Raw genomic sequence first — 26674 nt, 5'->3', positions numbered from 1 at the left:
CCGTTTTTCTTTGGTGCTCATTTTATTTGGTGCTCAGGCCGGGCTGGCGGCGTCCGCCAGTTGCTGTTCCGTCGCGCGCCGGGCCGCGGCGGCGGCATATTTCTGAGCGATGACGGCGCAGGCCATGAGCTGGATCTGGTGGAAGAGCATCAGGGGAAGGACGATCGCGCCGATCGACTGGCCGGCGAAGATGACGTTTGCCATCGGCACACCGCTGGCCAGGCTCTTCTTCGAGCCACAGAAGGTAATGGTGATCTCATCAGCCTTGTTGAAGCCCAGCCGGCGGCTGCCGAACATCGTCAAAGCAAGGACAAACGCCAGAAGGACGATGTCGGCAACGATGACGACGGCGATGTCGGCAATCGAGAAAGTGTGCCACAGCCCTTCGACGACCGCCGTCGAGAAGGCGAGATAGACGACCATCAGGATCGAGCCGCGGTCGACTGGCATCAGGATCTTCTTCTTGGCGCGGATCCAACCGCCGATCCAGGGCTGCAGGATCTGGCCGACGATGAAAGGGGCAAGCAAATGCAGCAGGATCTGCTGAAGTGCATCGAAGGAGAAGCCGCCGTGACCGCCGACCGAAAAGAGCAGGCCGACGAGTAGGGGCGTCAGGAACATGCCGAAAATGTTGGAGGCCGAGGCTGAACAGATCGCGGCAGGCACGTTGCCGCCTGCCATTGAGGTGAAGGCGATCGACGACTGCACCGTCGAGGGCAGCACGCAGAGGAAGAGGATGCCGAGATAAAGCGGCTGCGGCAGGATCGTATCGGGGACCAATCCGAGCGCCAGGCCGAGCAGCGGGAAGATGCCGAAGGTGGTCAGCAGGATGACGAGATGCAGGCGCCAGTGCAGGAGGCCAGCAATGACGACGTCACGCGACAGGCGCGCTCCATGCAGGAAGAACAGTGCCGCAATGGCAAGATCGGTGGCGATGCCGAAATAGCCCGCGAATGTGCCGCTCGCCGGAAGCAGTGAAGCAAGGATGACGGTGCAGACGAGCAGGATCGTGAAAGTATCGGGCAGAAAGCGGCGCATGGCGTTCTCGCGGCGTAATAACAGTCATTGTTCTGTCGTCCATTATGATCCAGGATGCAAGGAATAACAGTTATCGAAAAACTGGATTTGTCATGCTGGATCTTTCGCAACTCCGCAGTTTCGTCGCCGTCGAACAGATGGGCAGTTTCACGCTGGCCGCAGAAAGGCTTGGCCTTGGCCAATCGACGGTCAGCCAGCACATCCAGCGGCTGGAGACCACACTCGGGCGCAAGCTGCTTGCGCGCGACACGCATAAGGTGATGCTGACGGGCGATGGCGAGGCGCTGCTTTCGCATGCGCGCGCCATGCTTCAGATCGAGGGGCAGGTCCAATCGCTGTTCAAGAGCCACAGCCTGCGCGGCAGCCTGCGGCTCGGCGTGTCGGAGGATTTCGTTACCAGCCAGCTGCCGGCAGTGCTGGAGGATTTCGTGCGTTCGCATCCTTCCGTCGACCTTGAGCTGACCGTGGCACTATCAGGCGTCCTTTACGAGATGCAGGACAATGGCGAGATCGATCTGGTGCTCGCCAAGCGTCGGCTCGGCGATGCGCGGGGAAAACTCGTCTATCGCGAGCCGCTCGTCTGGCTGGCGCGCGATCCCGAACATGTGCTCGCCTCCGGTCTCCTGCCGCTCATCGCCTTTCCGCCGCCGAGCGTGACGCGAGCCATCGCGCTGGAGGCGCTTGGTCGAAACGGCGTGGCGTGGCGGATCGTCTGCACCTGCGGCAGCCTGAGCGGGCTGACGGCGGCGGCGCGGGCCGGCATGGGCGTCCTGGTGCAGCCACGCAGCATGGCGCCATCGGGGCTGAAGGAGATCGCCGCGGGAAAGCTGCCGGTGCTGGAGGACGTGGAGTTCGTGCTGGTGCCGCGCAAGGGCGCAGATCAGGCGCTGGTCGCCGCACTTTCGGAGGATATTCTGCAAAAAGTGAGGAGGCTGAAGTCAGCGTGAGGCATCGCGCCGCTCGACAGGCCCGCCGCACCGGCAGGCCAGTCGATCGGAGGTCATGCGGAGAGGCACTTCAGGAAACCATCGACATCGGCCTCTGTCGTCGCGAAGCTGGTGACGAGACGGATGAGGGTCTCGCTTCCGGAAACGAGATCCGGCGTTGTCGCCGGCACCGGCCATTCGTAGAATTTCGCGCCCTTCTCCTCCGCGGTTTTGGCCGCGCTTTTGCTGACGACGGCAAAAACCTCGTTGGATGCGGTCCGCCAGGCGAGGCGGGCGGTACCGCTCGCGCCGATGCCGGCGCGCAAGCGCTCTGCCATGCCGTTCGAATGGCGGGCGAGATCGAGCCAGAGGCCGTTTTCGAAATAGGCATCGAACTGGGCGGCGATGAAGCGCGACTTGGAGAAGTGCTGGGCGGCCCGCTTGCGGATGAAGGGCATTTCCTTTGCCTGATCGGGATTGAAGAAGACGATCGCCTCCGCGCACCAGCAGCCGTTCTTGGTGCCGCCGAAGGACAGCATGTCGACGCCGCGCTTCCAGGTCATCTCGGCTGGGGTGGCGCCAAGCGCCACCAGCGCGTTGGCAAAGCGGGCGCCGTCCATGTGGAGCGGCATGTTGCGCTTCCTTGATATGGCAGCGATCTCGCCGATCTCAGGCAGGGAATAGACGGTGCCGATCTCGGTCGCCTGGGTGATGGTCACCGCGCTGGCGCGGCCATGACGGAGGGCGTCTTCGGGGAAGTGCGCGATCCTTGCCGAAAGCCTGGCCGGATCGATCTTGCCAGCTTCACCGTCGACAGCAACGAGGCGGGCGGAGCCGGAGAAGAATTCCGGCGCGCCGCATTCATCCTCGATCACATGGGCTTCCGAATGGCAGAAGGTGATGCCGCCGGGGCGCTGGACGCTCGCCAGAGACAAGGCGTTGGCAGCGGTGCCGGTGGCGACGAAGAAAACCGAAACCTCACGCTCGAAGATCTCGGAGAAGCGGGCCTCGACCTTTTTATCGAGATCGCCGGCGCCATAGGCAGGGGCAAAGCCGGCCGATTCCGCCAGCAAGCGTTCGGCAATGGATCTGTGGGCGCCGGCCCAATTATCGGAAGCAAAGAACATGAATGGAGACCTGGGGCGTGGATCGGGCTGGGAGGTTCGCAGCGGACCTTACGCCAAAGCTTCACGGGATCAAGATTGCCACGCCTGACACATCACGAAAATTGAACTACGCAATCAATAAAAAGAATAATGCAGTAAGGAGTAATTTTATTTCGCCATCGGGGTTTATCTGGCAATCTTCCGTCGCAAAATCACGATTTTTAACGGGACGCTCTTGCGGACCATGATCGTTTCTGGCATAGAACTGATGAATTAGGACAGTGTTGCTGTCCTACTTTGGCCCTTGCGGCCGAAGAGGTGCCGAAAGCCCTGGAATGGAACGGCTTTCACGCTATAGTTCTTCCGAGCGCCAAACCCTTGGACGGGCGGCGTGCGGAGGCGAATGGCAGGCGCGGAACGCGACGGTTTGCTTTCCCGAGCAGATGTCTGCGGCCGATCTTCACAATGCAACAGCGCTGTCATGCGACGGACCTATTTTCGGGTTGCGGCGCAAGACGAAAAGCCGCCCGCGGCCCCGCGGGCTTCGACAGGAGGAAAGACGATGACGAAGACGCCATCCATGGAATTTGACCGGTTTGCTGCTGCAGATGTGCGCGCGACGGCCAATATGTCCAAATCCGGCCTGCCGAAGAAGCAAGGGCTTTACGATCCTGCCAACGAACACGACGCCTGCGGTGTCGGCTTCGTCGCGCATCTGAAGGGCGAGAAGTCGCATCAGATCGTCAAGGACGGCCTCTTCATCCTCGAGAACCTGACGCATCGCGGCGCCGTCGGCGCTGATCCGCTGATGGGCGACGGCGCTGGCATTCTGGTGCAGATCCCCGATCGCTTCTTCCGCGAAGAGATGGCCGCGCAGGGCATCACCCTGCCACCGGCCGGCGAATATGGTGTCGGCCATATCTTCATGCCGCGCGACGAAAAGCAGATCGAACACTTCAAGAAGGTAATCAAGGACGTCATCATCGAAGAGGGCCAGGTCTTCATCGGCTTCCGCGACGTGCCGGTCGATAACTCCTCGCTTTCCAAGGCGCCTGACATTGCCGCGACCGAACCGCATCATGTGCAGGTCTTCATCGGCGCCGGTGAAGATGCCGAAAATAACGACGAGTTCGAGCGCCGGCTGTTCACGCTGCGCAAGGTGATCTCCAACCGTATCTATGACGAATTCGACGGCGAGGAGAGCAATTTCTATCCGGTGTCGCTCTCCTCGGCGACGGTAGTCTACAAGGGCATGTTCCTGGCCTATCAGGTCGGCGCCTATTATAAGGACTTGGCCGACCCGCGTTTCGAAAGCGCGGTCGCTCTCGTGCACCAGCGCTTCTCGACCAACACCTTCCCGTCGTGGAAGCTCGCGCATCCCTATCGCATGGTCGCCCATAACGGCGAGATCAACACGCTGCGCGGCAATGTCAACTGGATGGCGGCGCGACAGGCCTCGGTTTCCTCGCCGCTGTTCGGCGAGGACATCTCCAAGCTCTGGCCGATCTCCTACGAAGGCCAGTCGGATACCGCCTGCTTCGACAATGCGCTGGAATTCCTGGTGCGCGGCGGTTATTCGCTGGCGCATGCGGTGATGATGCTGATCCCGGAAGCCTGGGCCGGCAACCAGTCGATGGCCGCCGAACGCAAGGCCTTCTACGAATATCACGCCGCACTGATGGAGCCGTGGGACGGGCCGGCCGCTGTCGCCTTCACCGACGGCAAGCAGATCGGCGCCACGCTCGATCGCAACGGTCTGCGGCCGGCGCGCTATCTCGTCACCGATGACGACCGCGTCATCATGGCGTCCGAAGCCGGCGTGTTGCCGGTTCCGGAGGAGAGGATCATCCAGAAGTGGCGCCTGCAGCCGGGCAAGATGCTGCTGATCGACATGGAAGAAGGTCGCATCATCTCCGACGATGAGGTGAAGTCGCAGCTTGCGACGGCGCATCCCTATCGCAGCTGGCTCGACCGCACCCAGCTCATCCTCGAAGAGCTGAAGCCGGTGGAGCCGCGGGCGCTGCGCCGCGACGTGTCGCTGCTCGACCGCCAGCAGGCCTTCGGCTACACGCTCGAGGATACACGCATCCTGATGTCGCCGATGGCGACGACCGGCCAGGAAGCGATCGGCTCGATGGGTACCGATACGCCGATCTCGGCGATGTCGGAAAAGCCGAAGCTGCTCTACACCTATTTCAAGCAGAACTTCGCGCAGGTGACGAACCCGCCGATCGACCCGATCCGCGAAGAGCTGGTGATGAGCCTCGTCTCCTTCATCGGTCCGCGTCCGAACATCCTCGACCATGAGGGCATGGCAAACGCCAAGCGCCTCGAAGTGCGCCAGCCGATCCTGACCAATGGCGATCTCGAGAAGATCCGCTCGATCGGCCATACGGAAGACCGCTTCGACACCAAGACCCTCGACTTCACCTATGATATCGAGCGCGGTGCGGCAGGCATGCCCGAAATGCTCGACCGGCTCTGCGAGCGCGCGGAAGCGGCCGTCAAGGGCGGCTATAACATCATCGTGCTCTCCGACCGCCAGATCGGGCCTGACAGAATCGCCATTCCGGCGCTGCTCGCAACGGCTGCCGTGCACCATCACCTGATCCGCAAGGGGCTTCGCACCTCGGTCGGCCTCGTCGTCGAGACCGGCGAGCCGCGCGAGGTGCATCATTTCTGCCTGCTTGCCGGCTACGGCGCGGAGGCGATCAACCCCTATCTCGCCTTCGACACGCTGCTCGACATGCATGCCAAGGGCGAATTCCCGAAGGAAGTGGATGCCTCCGAAGTCGTCTACCGCTACATCAAGGCGGTCGGCAAAGGCATCCTCAAGGTCATGTCGAAGATGGGCATCTCGACCTACCAGTCCTATTGCGGCGCGCAGATCTTCGATGCGATCGGCCTGGCATCGGAACTGGTCGACAAGTATTTCTTCGGAACCGCGACGATGATCGAAGGCATCGGCCTCGAGGCGATCGCCGAAGAGACCGTTGCCCGCCACACTGCGGCCTTCGGCAAGGATCCGCTGCTGGCGACGACGCTCGATATCGGCGGCGAATATGCTTACCGTATGCGCGGCGAAAGCCATGCCTGGACGCCGGATGCGGTTGCAGCCCTCCAGCATGCCGTGCGCGGCAATGCCGAGGATCGCTACCGCGAATTCTCCGAGATGGTGAACAATTCGGCGCTGCGCATGAACACGATCCGCGGGCTCTTCAATATCAAGAGCGCCGAAGCGCTTGGCCGCAAGCCGGTATCGGTCGACGCGGTCGAGCCGGCGGCCGATATCGTCAAGCGTTTCTCGACGGGGGCGATGTCCTTCGGCTCGATTTCGCGCGAAGCGCATACGACGCTGGCGATCGCCATGAACCGGATCGGCGGCAAGTCGAATACCGGCGAGGGCGGTGAGGAATCCGACCGCTACATGCCGCTCTCCGACGGTTCGATGAACCCGGAACGTTCGGCGATCAAGCAAATCGCGTCGGGCCGCTTCGGCGTCACCACCGAATATCTCGTCAATGCCGACGTACTGCAGATCAAGGTGGCGCAGGGTGCAAAGCCCGGCGAAGGCGGCCAGTTGCCGGGCCATAAGGTCGACGCGACCGTTGCCAAGACCCGCCATTCGACCCCGGGCGTCGGACTGATCTCGCCGCCGCCGCACCATGACATCTATTCGATCGAGGATCTGGCGCAGCTGATCTACGATCTGAAGAACGTCAACCCGACATCTGACGTGTCGGTCAAGCTCGTCTCCGAAGTCGGCGTCGGCACGGTTGCCGCGGGCGTTGCCAAGGCGCGCGCCGACCATATCACGGTCGCCGGTTTCGACGGCGGCACGGGCGCCTCGCCGCTGACCTCGCTCAAGCATGCCGGCAGCCCTTGGGAGATCGGCCTTGCCGAAACCCAGCAGACGCTGGTGCTGAACGGGTTGCGCTCGCGCGTCGCGCTGCAGGTGGACGGCGGTCTGAAGACCGGTCGCGACGTCATCATCGGGGCGCTGCTTGGGGCCGACGAGTTCGGCTTCGCCACCGCACCGCTGATCGCGGCCGGCTGCATCATGATGCGCAAGTGCCATCTCAACACCTGTCCGGTAGGTGTTGCGACGCAGGATCCGGTGCTGCGCAAGCGCTTCAAGGGCACGCCCGAGCACGTCATCAACTACTTCTTCTTCGTCGCCAACGAAGTGCGCGAAATCCTTGCCTCGCTCGGGTTCACCCGGCTCGACGAGATCATCGGCGCCTCAGAGCTTCTGGAGAAGGACGAGATGCTGGCGCATTGGAAGGCCAAGGGCCTCGATTTCAGCCGCATCTTCCACAAGGTCGACGCCCCGAAGGAGGAGACTTTCTGGACGAGCCGGCAGCAGCACCCGATCGACGACATTCTCGATCGCAAGCTGATCGAGCAGGCACAACCGGCGCTGACCGACAAGACGCCCGTCGCCTTCGAAGTCGGCATCAAGAATGTCGACCGCTCGGCGGGCGCGATGCTTTCCGGCGAGGTCGCCAAGCGCTTCCGCCACCGCGGGCTGAAGGAAGACACGATCAACGTGACGCTTCGCGGCACGGCGGGGCAGAGCTTTGGCGCCTTCCTCGCGCGCGGCGTCACCTTCAACCTGATCGGTGACGGCAACGACTATGTCGGCAAGGGGCTTTCGGGCGGCAAGATCATCATCCGGCCGCCGGAGAATTCGCGGATCGTCGCCGAAAACTCGATCATCGTAGGCAATACCGTGCTTTACGGCGCGACCGAGGGCGAATGCTATTTCCGCGGCGTGGCGGGCGAACGTTTCGCCGTGCGCAACTCGGGTGCGATCGCCATCGTCGAAGGTGTCGGCGATCATGGCTGCGAATACATGACCGGCGGCGTCGTCGTCGTGCTCGGTGGCACAGGTCGCAACTTCGCGGCCGGCATGTCCGGCGGTGTCGCCTATGTGCTCGATGAAACCGGCGATTTCGCCAGCCGCTGCAACATGGCGATGGTCGAGCTCGAGCCGGTGCCGGAGGAAGACGACATGCTGGAGAAGCTGCATCATCATGGCGGCGACCTCATGCACAAGGGACGTGTCGACGTCTCGGGTGACATGACCCGACACGACGAGGAGCGCCTCTACCAACTGATCTCCAACCATCTGCACTATACGGGTTCGGCCCGCGCCAAGCAGATCCTGGACAATTGGGCGGACTACCGTCCGAAGTTCCGCAAGGTCATGCCTGTGGAATACCGGCGTGCGCTCGAGGAAATGGAGCGCAGCCGGATGGGCATCGCCGCGGAATGATTTGAACCGGAGCATCCGCCATCTCATCGCAGATGGCGGATGACGGAAACATCTCGATGACTCCACACGAACATGACGACGGCGATGGGCCGTCCGGATCGTACGGTGTCCTACAGGAGATCTGTTCCAATGACGGTCAAGACAAGCAACCCGCCCGGAACTCCGGGGACTGACGACAGACAACTGGCCGCGGTGAGGCGGTCATGAGGGTAAGGGACGAAGAAATGGGTAAGGTTACAGGATTTCTGGAAATCGACCGGCAGGTGGCGAAGTACCAGCCGGCGTCGGATCGCATCCGGCATTTCCGCGAGTTCACGATCCCGATGTCGGACCCGGAAGTGCAGAAACAGGCCGCGCGCTGCATGGACTGTGGCATTCCCTATTGTCACGGTCCGACCGGCTGCCCGGTGCACAACCAGATTCCCGACTGGAACGACCTCGTCTACAACAACAATTGGGAAGCGGCGATCCAGAACCTGCATTCGACCAACAACTTCCCGGAATTCACCGGCCGCGTCTGCCCCGCGCCCTGCGAGGAAGCTTGCACTTTGAATCTCGAGGATGCTCCGGTCGCGATCAAGACGATCGAGCAGGCGATTGCCGACAAGGCCTATGAGCTCGGGTTCATCAGGCCGCAGCCGGCCACCGTCCACACCGGCAAGAAGGTCGCCGTCATCGGCTCCGGTCCTGCCGGCATGGCTGCCGCCCAGCAGCTGGGCCGCGCCGGTCATGACGTGCATGTCTACGAGCGCGAGACGAAGCCGGGCGGACTGTTGCGCTACGGCATCCCCGATTTCAAGATGGAGAAGAACTTCATCGACCGCCGTGTCGAGCAGATGAAGGGCGAGGGCGTCACCTTCCATTGCGGCGTCAATGTCGGCGTCGACGTCAAGGTCGAGCAGTTGCTCGCCGATCACGACGCGGTTCTCTACTGCGGCGGCTCCGAGACGCCGCGCGAGGCGGGTATTCCGGGTACGGATCTTGCCGGCGTGCATGATGCGATGCCCTATCTCGTGCAGCAGAACCGCCGCGTCGGGCGCGAAAACATCGACAGCGTCGGCTGGCCGTCGGACCCGATCCTGGCCGGAGCCAAGCATGTCGTCGTCGTCGGCGGCGGCGATACGGCCTCGGACTGCGTCGGGACGGCGTTCCGCCAGGGGGCCGTCAAGGTCACCCAGCTCGACATCCGGCCGCAGCCGCCTGAGAAGGAAGACAAGCTCGCCGTCTGGCCCTTCTGGGCGACGAAGATGCGCACCTCCTCCTCGCAGGCCGAGGGCGCCGTACGCGAATTCCAGGTGGCGACGCTCGAATTCGTCGGCGAAGACGGCGTGCTGACGGGCGTCAAATGCTGCGAGGTCGACGAACGCCGGCGTCCGGTTGCCGGCACGGAATTCGTCATCCGCGCCGATCTCGCCTTCATTGCCATCGGCTTCCGCGGCCCGTTCACGACAAGCGTGCTGAAGGAGCTCGAGGGCAAGCTGACGCTCAATACCGACAAGCGCGGCTCGACCAACGTCGTCGCCAACGACCACGACTACAAGACCTCGGTCGACAAGCTCTGGACGGCAGGCGACGTGCGCCGCGGCCAGTCGCTGGTGGTCTGGGCGATCCGCGAAGGCCGCCAGGCGGCGCGCGCGATCGATGAGGCATTGATGGGCTCGACCGTCCTGCCGAACTGACGGTCGACATAGGCTTCCGAGGACATGAACTCCGCCTTTCCGGCGGAGTTTTTTTTTGTGTGCGCCAGGCATGGCGCGTGGTGCGAGAGCACCGTTTGACCGGGATGGTATCCGGTTGATGACTTGGAGGTGAAAGTCCTCTGCAGGCCCTGGTGATGGGAACTGCTAGCCGAACAACAAGGGCGTCGTTGCAAGGCGAGGTCTGAAGGAAGTTGTAAGCAAAGTGCCGGCCTGACGAACAGGAAACGCATATGAGGCGACCGCATCCGGACGAAGGTGCACAAATGCCTGAAGTCCAATATCACCCGGAGGATGCGGCCGTAGATGCGACAGGTATATGGCACGAAGGTCACGCGTCTTACCCTGGGAGACCTGCCGACCTGCCCCTGGTTTCAGGTGTGCTACCGGCGTCGCGAGGCGTCGGGATGGGGCGGCAGGGGTCAGCAGAAGCCGTATTAGCCGACCAAGCGGTGAAGGGCCGAACATTGAGTGCCGGACGGAGGCCGGTCTTTCGATGGTGAGGACAGACGCAGAAGACGGGGCTGAGACGCCCCGTGCCCATGCTGAGAGCAGCGGCCGGAAGCCGCGAGGGCAGGCATTGGGTGCATCAGACACCACGGCAGGGCCGGGATCCTCTCGACCGGAGGCGAATGAGCGACTGATGGAGGCGATCCTCAGCCGCGAGAACATGATGGCGGCTTACCGCCGGGTGGTGGCGAACAAGGGTGCGCCGGGTATCGATAAGATGTCTGTCGAGCAATTGAAGCCATACCTTGCGGAGCATTGGCCGCGCATCAGAGAAGACCTGCTGGCGGACCGCTACAGACCGACGCCGGTGCGTGGGGTGGAAATCCCCAAGCCTGGCGGCAAAGGGATGCGGCAATTGGGCATCCCGACGGTCCTGGACCGACTCATCCAGCAGGCGATGCATCAGGTGCTGATGCCGATCTTCGACCCGGACTTCTCTGCTTCCTCCTACGGCTTCCGGCCGGGGCGGAGCGCCCACGACGCGGTTCTTGCCGCCCGGTCTTATGTGGCCGGCGGCCGTCGCTTTGTGGTCGATCTTGATTTGGAGAAGTTCTTCGACCGAGTGAACCACGATGTCTTGATGGCACGCGTGGCACGCAAAATCGGAGACACGCAGGTGCTGCGGTTGATCCGCCGTTACCTGCAGGCTGGGCTGATGACGGGCGGGATCGTAACGGCACGCAGCGAAGGCACGCCGCAAGGCGGTCCACTCTCGCCGCTGCTGTCAAATATCCTGCTCGACGATCTCGACAAGGAATTGGAGCGGCGCGGTCATGCCTTCTGCCGCTACGCCGACGACTGCAACGTCTATGTACGTTCGCAGCATGCCGGCGAGCGGGTCATGGCCTCGCTCACCTGCTTCCTTACCGAACGGCTGAAGCTCACGGTCAATGGCGCGAAGAGTGCCGTGGACCGTCCATGGAAGCGTACCTTCCTCGGCTACACCATGACCGCCCACAAGGCGCCGCGTCTGCGGATCGCGGCGTCGAGCGTGGCGCGGTTCAGGGGCAAGCTGAAGGCTGCCTTCCGTGCCGGGCGCGGTCGCGCCCTTGGCGCCACCATCAAAGACCTTACCCCGATCCTGCATGGCTGGATTGCTTACTTCCGGCTGACCGACAGTAAGGGGATTCTCGAGGACCTTGATGGCTGGCTGCGGCGCAGGTTGCGCTGCATCCTGTGGCGGCAATGGAAGAAACCGGCCACGCGCGCTATGCGGTTGAGGCAACGAGGACTGACGGAACAGCGTGCCCGTGACTCGGCGGGGAACGGCCACGGCCCTTGGTGGAATGCCGGGGCCAGCCACATGAACGACGCCTTCCGAAAAGCCTTCTTCGAACAGCTGGGGCTAGTCTCACTCCAACAGGAACTCCGACGCCTAAACCACACTCGATGAACCGCCGTGTACGGAACCGTTCGCACGGTGGTGTGGGAGGAGGGTGCCGCAAGGCTCCCTCCTACCCGATCCGACAGCACGCCTTGTCGCGGGTGCGACCGCTTGACGCGCCGGGCTGCGCCGCAAGCCTCAGGCAATGCCGGAAAGAGAAATTTTGCATCGGACGCGGGCTCGAGCGGAGCCGGCGGCGACCGGAGCGGACGTGCCCCGCCGTTTCGGCTGCGCAAGCATTTCACCATCGGCCGCGGCTGACCGCCGCAAACGATCGACAAGGATTTTTCAAATGGTTTCCGCACTCGATAATACCAGGATGGTTTCGGCCCAATATGCCCTGAAGAACCTCCGGAGTTCCGATGAAAGCTCCGGGGATACGCAGGGTTCGTCGGTCGCCAGCATCCTCAGCGGCTACGGGCTCGATTCGAGTTCGGCCTCGCTTCTTTCCAATCAGGCCCTGTCGGGGCTGCTCGACACGCTGTCGGCCAGGAGCGACACCTCTAATGAGGCCGATGCCAGCGGCGACAGCACCGACGTGACCAGTGCCTCCTTCATGTCGATGCTGAAGCAGCAGTTGCAGGATGCGGCTGCGGCTGAAGGCGAGAGCGGCAAGGCTCACGACATGCTGGCCGCACTGAAAGCGGGCACGCTCACCATCTCCGATCCCACGCAGGGGGTGTCGATCGCCGCCTGGGACGTCGACGATCCCGATGAGGCGGATACGAAAAGCAAGGCCGGCAAGGCGATCGACGTCAGCGGCTGGAGCGACTTCCTCAAAGCACATCTGGAGCGCGGCTCCGACGGCGCCTTCGTCAAGAAAAACGGCAGCTATGTCGACCAGACGAACGACAGCAACGCCTTCTTCGGCCAGATCGGCTCGAACTACTATTATCTGAGCTGGCCGCAGGCGGCGTAAGCGAGATGGCGGCGGCCCCGCGCCGCATTTTTATTTTACCGAGACTTCGGCCGGCGGCTTGGCCGCGGGCAGGCGATAATCGTCGACGCGGCCGGAAGGCGCGGGCGTCATCTCGCCTTGCTCGACCAAGAGGTCGCGCGGCGATTTCGCCAGCGTCACAGGCGGCGGCCTTGCGCCGAGAAGCTCGGCGCCGCCATCGAGATTGGGATCGGAGAGGCTGATCGGCACGGTATGCTCGACCGGATTGGCGGGCAGGCCGAGACCGGGCAGATTGCTGGAGTCGAGGCGGACCAGATCCGGGCTTGCCTGCGTACCGAGTATGCGGCGGGCGGGTTTTTCCACATAGAAAGCAAGCTTGCGCCGACCGGCCTGGGTCAGGTTGATGCCGTCGGAGGTGCGCAGGCGCACCTGCTGACCGTTCACATCGGAACCGGTGACGATGAAGGTACCGTTTTCGTCGACGAAACCATCCCAGATATCGACGAACTCGCCGTCGATGCTTTCGACCTGATTGCGGTAAAGCTGGTTCATCTGGACGGCATCGGCCGTCATCGAATCGGATTCGAAGGCAGGAAGGCCGACCCAAAGCAGCGGAATCTTGCGGTCGGTGACTTCCTTGCCGAAGGAAAGGACGCGGCGGCGATATTCGGCGAACCAGCCATCGGTGCGGAATTTCTCCTTGGCGGTATCGGTCACCATCTGCTGGCGATCGTTGGCGCCGATCATGACGACGACCATGGCCGGCTTCATCTCGTCGATCATCTTCGGCAGCTGTTCCGGCCAATTGTAATAGTCGTCGCGAACGAGACCCGACGAGACGTTGCCGCGGGCTTCGACGACGACGCCCGGCGACGTCTCGAAGGCGGCGGTGAGGCCGTCGCCGAGGCCGCTGGCGAGGAAATCGCCGACGATCAGGATCTTTCGGGCGTCGGCGAGCTTTTCCACCGCCGGCTCCTCCTCTTGTACGGGAGCGCGAACCGGTGGTGCGGTGCGGGTATTGACGATGGCTTTCTGCGCCGGCGGGCGTTTGCGCTGCTCGCGTTTCGGCTGCGGAACGTCGGGGGCCTGCGGCCCGTCGTCGAGATAGCGCCTGCCGAGGAGGAAATCGAGGATCGAACGCCGCTGATAGCGCTGCTCCTGAGCTTCTGCCACGTGTGCCGGCGCAAGTGCGCCGAGGCAAAGCGAAGCCGCCGTCAAGGCGAGCATCAGCCAACGGATTGGGGTGCGATCAGTTTTCTTCGTCATGGGCAGTTCCGCATCTGCCGGCATCTTGCACGCCGGGTAGGCCAGCGTCCACTCCCGCTGTTATGTAGGTCACGGTTGCGCCGCTTCTAGCGGCGAAGCGCGTTCAGAAGCGGCAGCGAGGGCTCGCCGTCCGGCTGCATGCCAAAGCGCTCCTGCACGGCCGAGATCGCCGCTTTCGAACCCGAGCCGAAGTTGCCGTCTACCTCGCCGCTATAATAGCCGAGCGTCTTGAGACGGGTCTGCAGCTCGAATTTCTCGGTGATGTCGAGCGCGCCGTCCGGGCGCGGCCAGCGCTGCTGCAGGCCGCCGTAGCCGGCGATCTGGTCGGCCAGCAGGCCGACGGCAAGCGCGTAGCTATCCGAGGCATTGTAGTTCTTGATGGTGAAGAAGTTCGCGGTCATCAGGAAGCCCGGGCCATCAGGCCCGGCCGGCATCTTCAGCATCGCCTTGGTATCGCCTTCGCGGAAGGCCTTGCCGTTCGGGCGTTTCAGGCCGAGTGCGGCCCATTGGGCCAGCGTATGGGTCTTGCCGACCTGCTTGGCCGCGGCCGCGGGAACGACGACCTCGTAGCCCCAGGTCTTGCCGGTGTCCCAGCCGTTCTTCATCAGGAGATTGGCCGAGGTCGCCAGCGCATCCGGCACGGAGTTCCAGATGTCGCGATGGCCGTTGCCGTCGGCATCAACGGCATAAAGCAGGTAGCTTGTCGGGATGAACTGGGTGTGGCCCATGGCGCCGGCCCAGGAGCCGGTCATTTCACGTGCCGGCACATCGCCGTTCTGCAGGATCTTCAGCGCGGCGATCAACTGCTTCTTGGCGAATTTGGCGCGGCTCGGATCGGCATATCCAAGGGTTGCCAAAGCGCGCGGCACGTAGTGCAGCCGGTCGTCCTTGTTGAGGATCGCGCCATAATTCGATTCCATCGACCAGATGGCGAGGAGAATGGTCTTGTCGACGCCGAAGCGCTGTTCGATCGCCGCCAGCGTTCTGGCATGCTTGACGGCCATCTCGCGGCCGATCTTGACGGTGTAGGGATTGACGCGGGAATCGACATAGTCCCAGATCTTCGAGGTGAATTCCGGCTGGAAGGCCGCCTTTTCGAGCACGGTCGGATCGGGATCGGTCACCCCGGAAAAGGCCTTTTGATAGGTTGCCTTACTGATGCCACTCTGAGCGGCTGTCTGGTAGAAATCCGCGATCCATTTCTGGAACCGGGAATCAGCTTTCGCGTTGTCGGGGACGAGCCCCACCTGGGCTGCGACAACGAAGGCGAGAGCAAGGCCACGAAGGGAGTTTTTGTGATTCTGGGTCATCGACAGTCGTATCCCACATCTTCAGTTTCTGGCGCAGCGGGGCATCATGTCCGCCCAAACCCGAGACTACAGGAACGGAGTCAACAAATTCTTTACCATGACGACCCGCCGGGGTCACCAGTTGCAAAACAGTAGCAATTCTATACTAACTGAAGCTAAAAAGCTCTATTTCCAAAGCGATATGATCGAAGCAGGAGGCCGGTGTGGCTCAACACAACAAAGTCCGTAAAGCAGTATTTCCGGTTGCCGGATTGGGAACGCGATTCCTGCCGGCAACAAAGGCTGTTCCGAAGGAAATGTTGACTGTCGTCGACAAGCCAATCATTCAATATGTCGTCGATGAGGCGATCGAAGCAGGGATCGAACATCTGGTTTTCGTGACCGGACGCAACAAGCACGTCATCGAAGATTACTTCGATATTCATTTCGAGCTGGAACAGACACTGCGTGAGCGCGCCAAGAAGGCGGAAATCACCCTTCTCGCCCAGCAGCTGCCGAAGGCCGGCACGGTGAGCTTCACCCGCCAGCAGGAGCCGCTCGGCCTTGGCCACGCCGTGTGGTGCGCCCGCGAGATCGTCGGCGACGAGCCCTTCGCGCTGCTGCTGCCCGACATGATCATGAAGGGCGACAAGGGCTGCATGAAGGGCATGATCGATCTTTACGGTCAGAGCGGCGGCAATATCATCGCCGTCGAGGAATGCGCGCCCGACCAGGCGCATAAATACGGTATCGTCGGCGTCGGCGAAGCGATCGGCGAAGGCTTCCGCATCACCGGCATGGTGGAAAAGCCTGCCAAGGGGACGGCGCCTTCCAACTTCTTCATCAACGGCCGCTACATCCTGCAGCCGGAGATCTTCAAGATCCTCGAAACCCAGGAGCGCGGCGCCGGCAATGAGATCCAGCTTACCGACGGCATGCTGAAGCTGCTCAAGGAACAGGATTTCGCAGGTTACCACTTCCGCGGCACCACCTACGACTGCGGCGCCAAGGACGGCTTCATCCTGGCCAACGTCGCCTACGCCCTCGAACGTGCGGACATTCGTCCGTCGGTCGAAGGCGGCTTCAAGGAACTGCTGGCCGGCCTGAACTAGGCCCCCGTTCAGCATAAATGGCAGAGCGCCGCGCGTCCCGTTGGATGCGCGGCGTTTATCTTTTCAGCTTCAGGCCGACGCCGGCGCGCCATTGCTGCGAGTCGGGACCGTCCTTGCGTGCCGTCAGCTCGTAGCCGAGCGTGCTGGTCAGATCGAGATATCGGTTGATGTTCCAGGTGAGGCCGGTCGCCGTGGTATAGACGAGTTCGTCGTTGATGCTGCTGTCCGAGGGATAGTCGCGCCACGTCACCCCGCCGATCATTGTCGCGACCAGATTGTCGCGCAGTTGGTGGGTGACCGTCGTCGTCAGCGCGTGTGAGACGTAGCCGCTCTCGCCTGCCGTGGTCGAGGGCTGGATGCTCGTCTGCAGGCCGAGATTGACATCGGTGCCGCGGATCGGCGACCAGAGCAGGCTCGCATCGAGCGTGGCCGTATCGATCGAGGACAGCCGGCTGTCTTCGAAATCCGCCATCGCGTAACCGACGCCGACTTCGCCTTTCAGCTTTTCGCCGAGATCGACCTCGACGCCCGCCTTGGCGCCATAGCTGTGGCCCGAACGCTCGTAGCCCGCGGAATCGCGTGTCTCGTCGTAGAGCGTGCGGCCGATCGTGGCCTCGATGAAGGGGATGAGCGCCGGAGAGAGCTCGTAGCCGACGCGGCCGCGCAGTGTGCCCGTCGTCTGGTTGCGGTCGCTCATGTTCACAGTCGTGCCGCTTGCGAGCGTGGCATCGGAATAGACCGAGCGGGTCAGCGCCAGCGCGGTCGTGCCGCGCAGGATGCCGAAATCGCGCTGGATGGAGGCGCCGGCCGAAAATTCCTGCACGTCGGATTGCTGGGTCGCACCTGCGATGGCGTCGGGGTCGTCCGTATCCTCGCGGTAGAAGTTGTAGCCGCCGGTGAGGTGCGCGACCGCATCGCGGGAGAGATCCAGCCTGAGATCGCCGTTGACCTTGAAGGAAGGCTGCTCCTCGCCCTCGCCGCTGACATTCTTCTGCCAGGCGCCTTCCGAGGTGACGCTCAGCTGGTGCCGGCTCCAATCGGAGGTGAGCGTCGCGGCCGCATCGGTTTCGAGAAAGGCGCGCTGCTGCCTGGTGTTGCCGTCCTTGGTCGTCTCGGTGTTGATGCTCTGGGTCACACTCGGGCGGAGCACGAAAGTGCCGATCGGAATGCCTGGCGTCTCCGCGGTCGAGGCGCTTTCGGCGGCCTTGCGGCGCGGCAATGCCTCGTCGACCGAGGCTTCGCGGGTGTTCAGCCGACGTATGTCGTCGTCGAGTATGGAGCCGGTGATATCGTCGCCCGATTGCGCGTCGGGGATGGCGGGCCTTTGTTGAGCGTTATCCGCGTTTGCGGTGGTGCCGCTTGCGGCCGGAATGGCTGAATCGTCGGTCTCGCCATCGAAACCGGCGGCGGCCGCATTGATCGTGGCGCGGTAGTCCTGGGAGGTCGCGGAGCGGTTCGCTGCCGCGCCCGCCTGCTGCGACACGGCGGACTGCGCTAGGGCTGACTGGCTCAAAAGCAGACCACCGAACGCAGCAAAAGAGACGGCACGGCTCATGGCGCGGAGCGGCGTCACACTGCTCGTCTGTTTTGGTTGGCCCATCAATTCGCGCCTGACATGCTTTTCGGTTCTTACCCAAAGGTAAAGCCTTGTGGTTAATCATTCGTTGCCGCGGGCGGACACTGTTCACAATTCGGAAATAGTGCGGGGTGGACTTGGAAAGTGAAAAGGTCTAACGCATCTCCATGAACAAAAGAGCGATAAAACTCGTTGAAAACAGCGTGCTCGAATCGGCAAAACGCACGATAGAGACCGAAAAACGCGGTCTTGAGGCGCTCGAACGGGCTTTCGACGACGGATTGGCCGGTCCTTTCACACGCGCCGTCGAGATCATCGGCGACATCTCCGGACGCGTCATTGTCACCGGTGTCGGCAAGAGCGGCCATATTGGTGCCAAGTTGGCGGCAACTTTCGCTTCAACAGGCACACCCGCCTTTTTCGTGCATGCGGCCGAGGCCAATCACGGCGATCTCGGCATGATCGCGCGCGACGACGTCGTCCTTGCGATTTCCAAAGGCGGCGAGAGCGCCGAACTCAAGAGCATCATTTCCTTCACCCGGCGCTTTTCCATTCCCCTGATCGCGATCACCTGCAGCGAACGGTCTTCACTGGCGACGGCTGCCGATATCGTCCTTCTGGTGCCGAACGAGCAGGAGGCCTGCCCTAACGGACTGGCGCCGACGACTTCGACGCTGATGCAGCTTGCCCTTGGCGACGCGCTGGCTGTGGCGCTGCTCGAGGCGCGCGGCTTTACCGCCACGGATTTCCACGTCTTCCATCCCGGCGGCAAGCTGGGCGCCAGCCTGATGCATGTCGCCGATATCATGCATACCGGCGAGCGGCTGCCGCTGGTGGCCAAGGGCACGTCGATGCCGGAGGCGATCACGGTGCTGTCGCGCAAGCATTTCGGTTGCGTCGGCGTGCTTGACGAGGATGGGCGGCTCTGCGGCATCGTCACCGAAGGCGACATGGCGCGCAACCTGACGCGCAATCTGGCCGAACTCGCTGTCGACGATATTATGACCAGGACGCCGAAGACGGTGAAGCCGACGGTGCTGGCGACGGCCGCTCTGGCGCTGCTCAACCAGCACCACATTGGCGCGCTGATCGTCATCGATGACGACAACAAGCCGCTCGGGCTGGTGCATTTCCACGATCTGCTACGGATCGGCGTCGCCTGATCACGCCTGTTTGTTCAGAGTGGCTCGACCTTCAGGTCGCGGCCGTGACACGAGACCACCTTCACCTGCGTTCCCACGGGAAGATCGGGTCCGATTACTTGCCACAGCGTATCATCGAGGCGGATGCGGCCGCGGCCTTCGCGGATCGGCTCGTGCAGCGTCGCCGTGCGGCCGACGAGGCTCGCGCCGCGCTGGTTGAGGAAAGGCTCGTCCGTCGTGGCATTTCGCAATGTCAGGTGGCGGCCGGCGAAAGTCGTGGCAACGGCGAGAAGCGCAAAAAGAAGCGCCTGAAGCTCCCAGACCCAGAAGGCGCTGTCCCAGAAGAGCAGCGATAGCGCTCCGACGATCAAGGCGGCAAGGCCGATCCAGACCAGGAAGAAGCCGGGAACGATCATTTCCGCGGCGAGCAGGACGAGACCGGCGACCCACCAGCTCCATGGTCCGAGTTCGGCGACGATCTTCGCCAGCATGGCCTATCGCTCCGGATCGGGGTTGAAGGGAGTGTTGGAGATCGGCGGATTGATCGGCGGCGTCGAGCGCGCCGGGGCGGGACGCGGGCGCGGTGGAGGCGGGGGCGGCGGATTGCCCGCATCGCCGAAGACCTCGCGGGCAATGGCGCCGATGCCGCCGAGCGAACTCAGGATGGAAGAGGCTTCCATCGGCATCAGCACGATCTTGGAATTCGGCGCCGAGCCGACCGAGGCGAGTGCTTCGGTGTATTTCTGGGCGACGAAGTAGTTGATTGCCTGGACGTCGCCGGCGGCGATCGCTTCGGAGACCATCTTCGTCGCCTTGGCTTCGGCCTCGGCCAGGCGTTCACGGGCTTCGGCATTGCGGAAGGCGGCTTCGCGCTGGCCTTCGGCCTGCAGGATGGCGGATTGCTTGGCGCCTTCGGCCCTGAGGATCTGCGCATTGCGCGCACCTTCGGCCTCCAGCACCTGGGCGCGCTTCTCGCGCTCGGCCTTCATCTGGCGGGCCATCGCATCGACGAGGTCGCGCGGCGGCTGAATGTCCTTGATTTCGACGCGCGTGACCTTAATGCCCCAAGGCTGCACGGCCTCGTCGACGACGCGCAGCAGCCGGTCATTGATCGCATCGCGGTTGGAAAGCAGCTCATCGAGATCCATGGAGCCCATGACCGAGCGAATGTTGGTCATGGTGAGATTGAGGATGGCGTTTTCGAGGTGGGACACCTGGTAGGCGGCCTGGGCAGCGTTCAGCACCTGAAAGAAGGCGACAGCATCTGCCGAAACCGAGGCATTGTCCTTGGTGATCACTTCCTGGGTCGGCACGTTCAGCACCTGCTCCATCACGTTCATCCGCGCCCCGACGCGCTCGATGAAGGGGGTGATGAGATTGAGGCCCGGCTCCAGCGTGCGGGTATAGCGGCCGAAGCGCTCGATGGTGTAACGGTAGCCCTGCGGCACGGTCTTGATCCCGGCAAAAAGCACCAGGATGACAAAAATCACCAGCACGATCACGACGATGTCGAAGCCGCCGAACAGCATGAAAAATTCCTCCCATCGGCGCATGCCAACGCGCCCCACAACTGATGTGGTGAGTTAGCATGTTCTTTGCGAGGAAGAAATGACACACCGATGCCACACTTCCGGTGAGGAGGAGGTTTGTCTCGGCGAGTTCCTTAGGCCTATCAGCTTGACGCCGCTTGCTCGCGAGGTCTCAAGCCCAGCCCTGCAATTCGCGGCGGACAACCTTTTCCAGCACCTTCATGCCGTCATCGCCGTCATTGAGGCAGGGGATATGAGCGAACTTGTCGCCGCCATTCTCATGGAAGGAGTGGGCCGCCTGCTCGGCGATCTCCTCAAGCGTTTCCAGACAGTCGGAAACGAAGCCGGGATTGATGACGGCGATGCGCTTGACACCGTCCTGGGCGAGCTTTTCCACCGTCTTGTCGGTATAGGGCTGCAGCCATTCCTCCGGCCCGAAGCGGGACTGGAAGGTGACCATGAAGTTGTCCTTGGTGAGCCCGAGCCGTTCGCGCAGCAGCCGGCCGGTCTTCTGGCACTGACAGTAATAGGGGTCGCCCTGCTTGAAATAGGACATCGGAATGCCGTGGAAGGAGGCGAGCAGCATCTCCGGCTTCCAATCGAGCGTCGCAAGATGCTTTTCGACGGATTGGGCGAGCGCCTCGATATAGGCCTCGTCGTCATGATAGTCGGGTACGGTGCGCAGCGCCGGCTGCCAGCGCATGGTCAGCAGCTTCTGGAAGGCCTTGTCGTTGACAGTGGCGGTCGTTGCCGCCGCATATTGGGGATAAAGCGGGAAGAGCACGATGCGGTCGCAGCCTTCTTCCTTCAGCGCCTCGATGCGCGAGGCGATCGAAGGCGTGCCGTAACGCATCGCCCAATCGACCTTGACGTTTGTGAGATCCTTCAGGCGCCCGGCCATCAGATCCGACTGGTTGCGCGTATAGGTGCGGAGAAAGCTTTCGTTCTTTTCCTTGTTCCAGATCAGTTCGTAGGCCTTGCCCACCTTCTGCGGGCGTCTGTTGAGCACGATGCCGAACAGGATCGGATACCACTTCCAAGGCGACCATTCGATGACCCGGCGATCGGTCAGGAATTCCTTGAGATAGCGGCGAATCGATGTGTAATCGGTGCCGTCGGGCGTGCCGAGATTGACCAGCAGAACGCCGACCTTGCCTGACTTGACGGCCGGATGGTCCGCTGGACGGAGTGAAATATCTGCTGTCATACTGGCCCCAACGCTCTTTGCTCCGTCGGCTCATACGCAGCCTCGGGATCATGGTTCACCCTATAGAAAGAAAAGCCGGCCCGGGAAACCCCGGACCGGCCGATGGCATCGGGACAAATCGTCTTACTTGGCGGGAACCTCGATCTCCTTGCCGATCGTCAGGTGATGTGGGTTCGGCTTGCCATTGGCATCCGACAGTTTCCGCCACAGCGTACCGTCGCCATAGAAGGTTTTCGCCAGATCCCAGAAAGTATCACCGGCGGCGATGACATGGGTGGATGGCGTCGTTCCGGCGGGTGCGGAGGCTGCCGGAGCCGGCGTCGGTTCCGCGGCAGGTGCGGGTGCTGCAGGGGCAGGTGCCGCAGGCTCGGTGGCTGGTGCCGGTGTTGCCGGTGCGGGAGCAGGAGCGGCCGGTTCGGCCGCGGGCGCCGGCGCGGCAGCTGCGGCGATTTCGGTGACGCGGCCGTCGGTATAGGGCTTGTAGGGCGAGTGGGCAGCCAGATACTCGGCGGTCACGTCGGCAAGGTCCGGGCCGTAATCATAGGCGTTCTTGCCATCCTTGAAGATCGAATAACCGTCGCCGCCGGCCCGCATGAAATTATTGGTGGCGACCTTGTAGGTCTTGGCTGGATCGATCGGAGCGAAATTGTCGCCCTCCTTCACCTTGATATCGCTGACGCGGCTGCCGACGGACTTTGACTGGTCGAAGGAGAATTTCAGTCCGGCGACCTGCGGGAAGCGCCCGGCGCCCTGGTCGATCTGGCTGACGCCGTTTTCGAGCGCTTTGGCGATATCCGCGCCGGTTGCCTCGAACGTGGCGAGCGTATTCTGGAAAGGCAGGACGGTGATGACTTCGCCCTGGGTGACGTCGCCGCCGTCAATCGAGGCGCGCAGGCCGCCGCCGTTCTGGACGGCGATGGTGACGCCCTGGTTCTTTGTCCGGTCGAGAATGGCATCGGCCACCAGATTGCCCATTGAGCATTCCTTGACACGGCAGACCTTGCGGTCGCCCTCGATCGGGCCTTCGGAGGAGCCGATCACCTTCTTGCGCAGTTCATCGATCGGCTTTGCCAGTTCGGCAATGCGGGCGACGACGGCCGGATCGGGCGTAAAGGACGAATCGATCAGGATCGGATCGCCCTTGGCGTCCTTGACGACGCCGTTATCGTCGAAATTGACGACGAGATCCCCGAGATACTTGCTGTAGGAGGCGGCCTGGACGACCGGCACCTTGTAGCCGCCGGGATTGTCGACCAACGTCGGGTAAGGACCCTCGGCTTTGGGGTCGGTATTCGAGAGCAGGCTATGGGAATGGCCGCCGACGACGATATCGACATCGGGGATCTTGGCGATCAGGGCGAGATCACGGGGATAGCCGACATGGGTCAGCGCGATGATCTTGTTGACGCCCTGGCCTTTCAGGTCCTGAACGGCTGATGTGATGCTCTGGACGTCGTCTGATATCGTGACGTTCGGGCCGGGCGAGGAAAGCTCGGGCGTGTCGTTGGTGACGGCGCCGACGACGCCGATCTTCTGGCCGCCGACATCGAGCACCAGCGACGGCTTGATGCGGTCGCCGAGCTTGGAGGCGGCCGCGGCCTTGACGTTCGCCGTCACCACAGGGAATTGCACCTTATCGAGGAAGGTCGCAAGCCCGTCCTCACTGTCGTCGAATTCGTGGTTGCCGACGGTCATGGCGTCGAACTTCATCAGGTTCAGGAGTTCCGCTTCGGCCGCGCCCTTGTAGGTCGTGTAGAAGAGCGAGCCTTGGAAATTATCGCCGGCATTCAAGAGAAGGACGTTCTTGCCCGACAGCGCCTGGCGGCGCTGGTCGATCGCAGTCTTCAGGCGGGCGGCACCCCCGAAGCATTCCTTCTTGCCCTCTTCCTCGGCCGAGCAGGTCGAGTCGAACTTGTTGATCGATTCGATGCGTGAATGGAAATCGTTGATATGAAGAATATTGAGTTCGTAATCCGCAAAGGCGGCGCCCGCGCTCAGCGTCAGCATGGACGCGGTCAAAAGACCGAAGCTGAAAGACTTCGTCATCCCTGTTCTCCTGATTGAGGCGAGAGATCCCCCTGATCCTCGCCGATCCCTTCCATGGTCACCGGAGCGGTTCCCGGCATGCTGATGTTTCATCAGACGGTGCATGACCGCAAGAGAAAGCTGGGCCAAAGGGAATGCTTTCCAAGAGGTGGAAGACAAAAAAGCCGGGTGGCTAAAGCGCGTCGCGATCTTTCAGATTCGCTCTTCACGCTTTAGGTCTTTGTTTTACGCATGTCGTTAACGCAAAACCGCTGCACACTTTTGCGCGACATGCTCTAACCCAGGCATTCCCCGTCGACGGCGTTTCGGTAGAGTTCGTGCGTGGCTTCCGCAATGTTGGGAAGAGTGGCGAGCGCGACGATCAGGCAGAGAAGGGAAATGACGCGGCGCAAGCGCCCGCCGCTCCGGTGGCCGAGGAACGCGCCGGCGCCATAGATCAGCAGGGCCGGCAGGGCGAAGATCAAAACCTGCAGCGGCCCGTCGCAGTCGGGAGCGGCGATGCCCTGGGCGCGATAGACGTTGGCCGGCAAGACGACCGCCAATGTTGCAAGCGGTATTGCAAGCAGCAGGACGAGGTAACCGGCCGAGGCTTGGATGGTGCTAGTCCGCAAGCCTATCGCCCTGTCTCTTCATTAGCCGCGGCGGGAAAGAGTGAATTGCGAACCTGTCGCGGTGGTGCAGTTGAGCTGACTTGGTCCAATCAAAGCGCAGTTAACAAGCGAAGTCGTCCTTTTGACATTCGAATAGAGATTTATCTGAATAATGCCATCGGGACTGGTGGTGTATGTACCCGATGCCATCTGTGTATTTGTCCCGTCGCTTGTGCGAGTGACAAATTGCCCGCTTGTGAAGGTAGAGGTTAAGCCGTTGGCGTCTGTCCAGGCGCCTTCGACGCCGGTGGGAGCGGGCGCAGTTGCAACCGGCAGGGGGCGCGGTCCTGATGAAACGCAGGCGGCAAGGGCTGCGGTTGCACCGACAAGAACGAGACCAGTTTTGATTTTCATAAGGCTTCTCCCGGCGAATCGGCGCGGCGGACAGCCGCCAAGTTCGGGCAAAACATGGCGCGGCCCCAGCACTATGGCAAGCCTTGGAGGGCTGAAGGCGGCATTTATACAGCAGGCGTTACAAAAATGCCCGCCTTGCGGCGGGCATCTTCAAGGTTGTATTCGCAGTCTCAGCGAACGAGGATGTTCCTGAACTGCCAGGGATCCTTGGTGTCGATATCCTCGGGGAAGAGACCCGGACGGCCGTCGAGCGGGGTCCAGTCCGTGTAATGGCCTTCGACCGGACCGAGATAGGGCATCTGCACTTCGAGGCAGCGCTTGTAGTCGATCTCGTCGGCTTCGACGATGCCGGCCTTCGGGTGTTCCAGCGCCCAGACCATGCCGGCGAGAACGGCTGACGTGACCTGCAGGCCGGTGGCGTTCTGGTAGGGCGCGATGCGGCGGGTTTCTTCCAGCGACAGGCGCGAACCATACCAGTAGGCGTTCTTCTCATGGCCGTAGAGCAGGACGCCGAGTTCGTCGATGCCGTCCTCCAGTTCGTCTTCGTCGAGAACGTGATGAACCGGCTGCGGCGTGCCGCCGTTGCCGAACATCTCGTGCAGCGAGAGTACGGCGTCGTTGGCCGGATGATAGGCATAATGGCAGGTCGGGCGGAAGGTCACTTCGCCGTCCTTGTCGCGGACCGTGAAATAGTCGGCGATCGAAATCGACTCGTTATGGGTGACGAGGAAGCCGTATTGCGGACCGGGGGTCGGGCACCAGGTGCGCACGCGGGTGTTGGCGCCGGGCTGCTCCAGATAGATCGCAGCCTTGTTGCCCTTCTTGTGCTTCTTGGCGTTCTTCGGCATCCACTCTTCATGCGTGCCCCAGCCGAGTTCGGCAGGCTGCATGCCTTCGGAGATGAAGCCTTCGACCGACCAGGTGTTCCAGAAGACGTTGAGCGGCTTCGGATGCTTAGTGCGCTGGGTGTCGCGTTCGGCGATGTGGACGCCCTTGACGCCGAGCTTTTTCATGAGCTTGGCCCAGCCCTCGCGATCGTGCTGGTCCGGTTCGTCGAACTTCAGGCCGATATCGTTGGCGAGGTTGACGAGCGCCTGCTTGACGAACCAGGAAACCATGCCCGGATTGGCGCCGCAGGTGGAGACGGCCGTAGCGCCGCCCGGGTTCTTCGCCTTTTCCTTGCGCATGGTTTCGCGCAACGCATAGTTGGTGCGGTCGGCATTGCTCATGCCCTTGTCGAAATAGAAGCCGAGCCAGGGCTCGACGACCGTATCGATATAGAGAACGTCGAGCTTGCGGCAGAGCTTGATGATGTCGAGCGAGGAGGTGTCCACCGAGAGGTTGACGCAGAAACCCTGGCCTTCGCCTTCCGTCAGCAGCGGCTTCAGCAGCTCCTTGTAATTGTCCTTGGTAACATATTCCTTGATGTGGCGGACGCCGTGCTTCTTGAGGATCTCCATGTCGGAGGGCTCTTCCCGCGGGTCGATGACGACCATCCGGCTCTTGTCGAATTTGAAGTGGCGCTCGATCAGGGGCAGGGTGCCGCGGCCGATGGAGCCAAAGCCGATCATCACGATCGGACCGGTAATTTCGGCATATACCGGATAGTTCTGTTCCGTCATTCTTTTCTCCTGTGGAAGGCGACGAAGGCGTTCAGCCCGAAGAA

19 protein-coding genes are annotated in these 26674 nt (G+C 62.2%); 7 read left to right on the top strand and 12 right to left on the bottom strand.

All coding sequences use genetic code 11. The features are described from left to right. Positions 1-33: 33 nt before the first annotated feature. Entirely contained in the window at positions 34-1038 is a 1005-nt protein-coding gene (locus tag NE852_RS18820; protein WP_008533236.1) for a bile acid:sodium symporter family protein, read from the bottom strand. A 92-nt stretch (positions 1039-1130) separates the two neighbouring features. Here NE852_RS18820 and NE852_RS18815 point away from each other — a divergent pair, with 92 nt between their 5' ends. Continuing rightward, positions 1131-1985, top strand: coding sequence for a LysR family transcriptional regulator (locus tag NE852_RS18815; RefSeq protein ID WP_008533235.1), 855 nt, complete (start codon positions 1131-1133; stop codon positions 1983-1985). A gap of 53 nt (positions 1986-2038) precedes the next feature. On the opposite strand, the gene NE852_RS18810 is transcribed toward NE852_RS18815, so the two are convergent. Continuing rightward, complete coding sequence (locus NE852_RS18810; protein WP_258155934.1) at positions 2039-3091, bottom strand: low specificity L-threonine aldolase; 1053 nt, start codon at positions 3089-3091, stop codon at positions 2039-2041. 541 nt (positions 3092-3632) lie between these two features. Between NE852_RS18810 and gltB the strand changes: the two genes are divergently transcribed. From gltB to NE852_RS18790, 4 genes are all read left to right on the top strand, one after another. Next, positions 3633-8348, top strand: coding sequence for a glutamate synthase large subunit (gltB, locus tag NE852_RS18805; protein WP_008533230.1), 4716 nt, complete (start codon positions 3633-3635; stop codon positions 8346-8348). A 224-nt stretch (positions 8349-8572) separates the two neighbouring features. Further along, a complete protein-coding gene (locus NE852_RS18800; RefSeq protein WP_258155933.1) occupies positions 8573-10027 on the top strand; it encodes a glutamate synthase subunit beta in 1455 nt (484 codons plus the stop codon). 661 nt (positions 10028-10688) lie between these two features. Next, a complete protein-coding gene (ltrA, locus tag NE852_RS18795; protein ID WP_245270929.1) occupies positions 10689-11948 on the top strand; it encodes a group II intron reverse transcriptase/maturase in 1260 nt (419 codons plus the stop codon). 283 nt (positions 11949-12231) lie between these two features. Continuing rightward, positions 12232-12858, top strand: coding sequence for a hypothetical protein (locus NE852_RS18790; protein ID WP_008533224.1), 627 nt, complete (start codon positions 12232-12234; stop codon positions 12856-12858). A 30-nt stretch (positions 12859-12888) separates the two neighbouring features. Here the strand turns inward: NE852_RS18790 and NE852_RS18785 are convergent, their stop codons facing one another. After that, positions 12889-14127 carry an SGNH family hydrolase gene (locus NE852_RS18785; RefSeq protein WP_008533223.1) on the bottom strand — a complete coding sequence of 413 codons (1239 nt, stop codon included), beginning with the start codon at positions 14125-14127 and terminating at the stop codon, positions 12889-12891. A gap of 62 nt (positions 14128-14189) precedes the next feature. Continuing rightward, entirely contained in the window at positions 14190-15413 is a 1224-nt protein-coding gene (locus tag NE852_RS18780) for a lytic murein transglycosylase (RefSeq protein WP_008533222.1), read from the bottom strand. A 203-nt stretch (positions 15414-15616) separates the two neighbouring features. Here NE852_RS18780 and galU point away from each other — a divergent pair, with 203 nt between their 5' ends. Further along, positions 15617-16504, top strand: coding sequence for a UTP--glucose-1-phosphate uridylyltransferase GalU (galU, locus tag NE852_RS18775; RefSeq protein WP_008533220.1), 888 nt, complete (start codon positions 15617-15619; stop codon positions 16502-16504). Positions 16505-16559: 55 nt separating this feature from the next. Here galU and NE852_RS18770 read toward each other — a convergent pair whose 3' ends face one another. Beyond that, on the bottom strand, positions 16560-18104 hold the full coding sequence (locus NE852_RS18770) for an outer membrane beta-barrel protein (RefSeq protein ID WP_258155932.1): 1545 nt from the start codon (positions 18102-18104) through the stop codon (positions 16560-16562). A 143-nt stretch (positions 18105-18247) separates the two neighbouring features. Here NE852_RS18770 and NE852_RS18765 point away from each other — a divergent pair, with 143 nt between their 5' ends. Further along, entirely contained in the window at positions 18248-19243 is a 996-nt protein-coding gene (locus NE852_RS18765) for an SIS domain-containing protein (protein WP_008533210.1), read from the top strand. Positions 19244-19257: 14 nt separating this feature from the next. On the opposite strand, the gene NE852_RS18760 is transcribed toward NE852_RS18765, so the two are convergent. The 7 genes from NE852_RS18760 to NE852_RS18730 form a co-directional block, all read right to left on the bottom strand. After that, positions 19258-19713: an NfeD family protein gene (locus tag NE852_RS18760; protein ID WP_008533209.1), complete on the bottom strand. Its 456-nt coding sequence runs from the start codon at positions 19711-19713 to the stop codon at positions 19258-19260. Between the two features lie 3 nt (positions 19714-19716). Next, positions 19717-20751, bottom strand: a complete 1035-nt coding sequence (locus tag NE852_RS18755; protein ID WP_037174483.1) for an SPFH domain-containing protein — start codon at positions 20749-20751, stop codon at positions 19717-19719. Positions 20752-20923: 172 nt separating this feature from the next. Next, positions 20924-21958 (bottom strand): ferrochelatase, encoded by a 1035-nt coding sequence (hemH, locus tag NE852_RS18750; protein ID WP_008533207.1) that lies wholly within the window; start codon positions 21956-21958, stop codon positions 20924-20926. Between the two features lie 123 nt (positions 21959-22081). Beyond that, positions 22082-24004, bottom strand: coding sequence for a 5'-nucleotidase C-terminal domain-containing protein (locus NE852_RS18745; protein ID WP_258155931.1), 1923 nt, complete (start codon positions 24002-24004; stop codon positions 22082-22084). A 275-nt stretch (positions 24005-24279) separates the two neighbouring features. Beyond that, positions 24280-24600, bottom strand: coding sequence for a hypothetical protein (locus NE852_RS18740; RefSeq protein WP_037174480.1), 321 nt, complete (start codon positions 24598-24600; stop codon positions 24280-24282). Positions 24601-24636: 36 nt separating this feature from the next. Beyond that, complete coding sequence (locus tag NE852_RS18735) at positions 24637-25008, bottom strand: hypothetical protein (RefSeq protein ID WP_128623626.1); 372 nt, start codon at positions 25006-25008, stop codon at positions 24637-24639. A 170-nt stretch (positions 25009-25178) separates the two neighbouring features. After that, positions 25179-26630, bottom strand: coding sequence for a homospermidine synthase (locus NE852_RS18730; protein WP_258155930.1), 1452 nt, complete (start codon positions 26628-26630; stop codon positions 25179-25181). Positions 26631-26674 lie beyond the last annotated feature (44 nt).

Source organism: Rhizobium sp. Pop5 (assembly GCF_024721175.1).
GTDB lineage: Bacteria > Pseudomonadota > Alphaproteobacteria > Rhizobiales > Rhizobiaceae > Rhizobium.
This window is presented reverse-complemented; position numbering and strand designations above follow the sequence as displayed.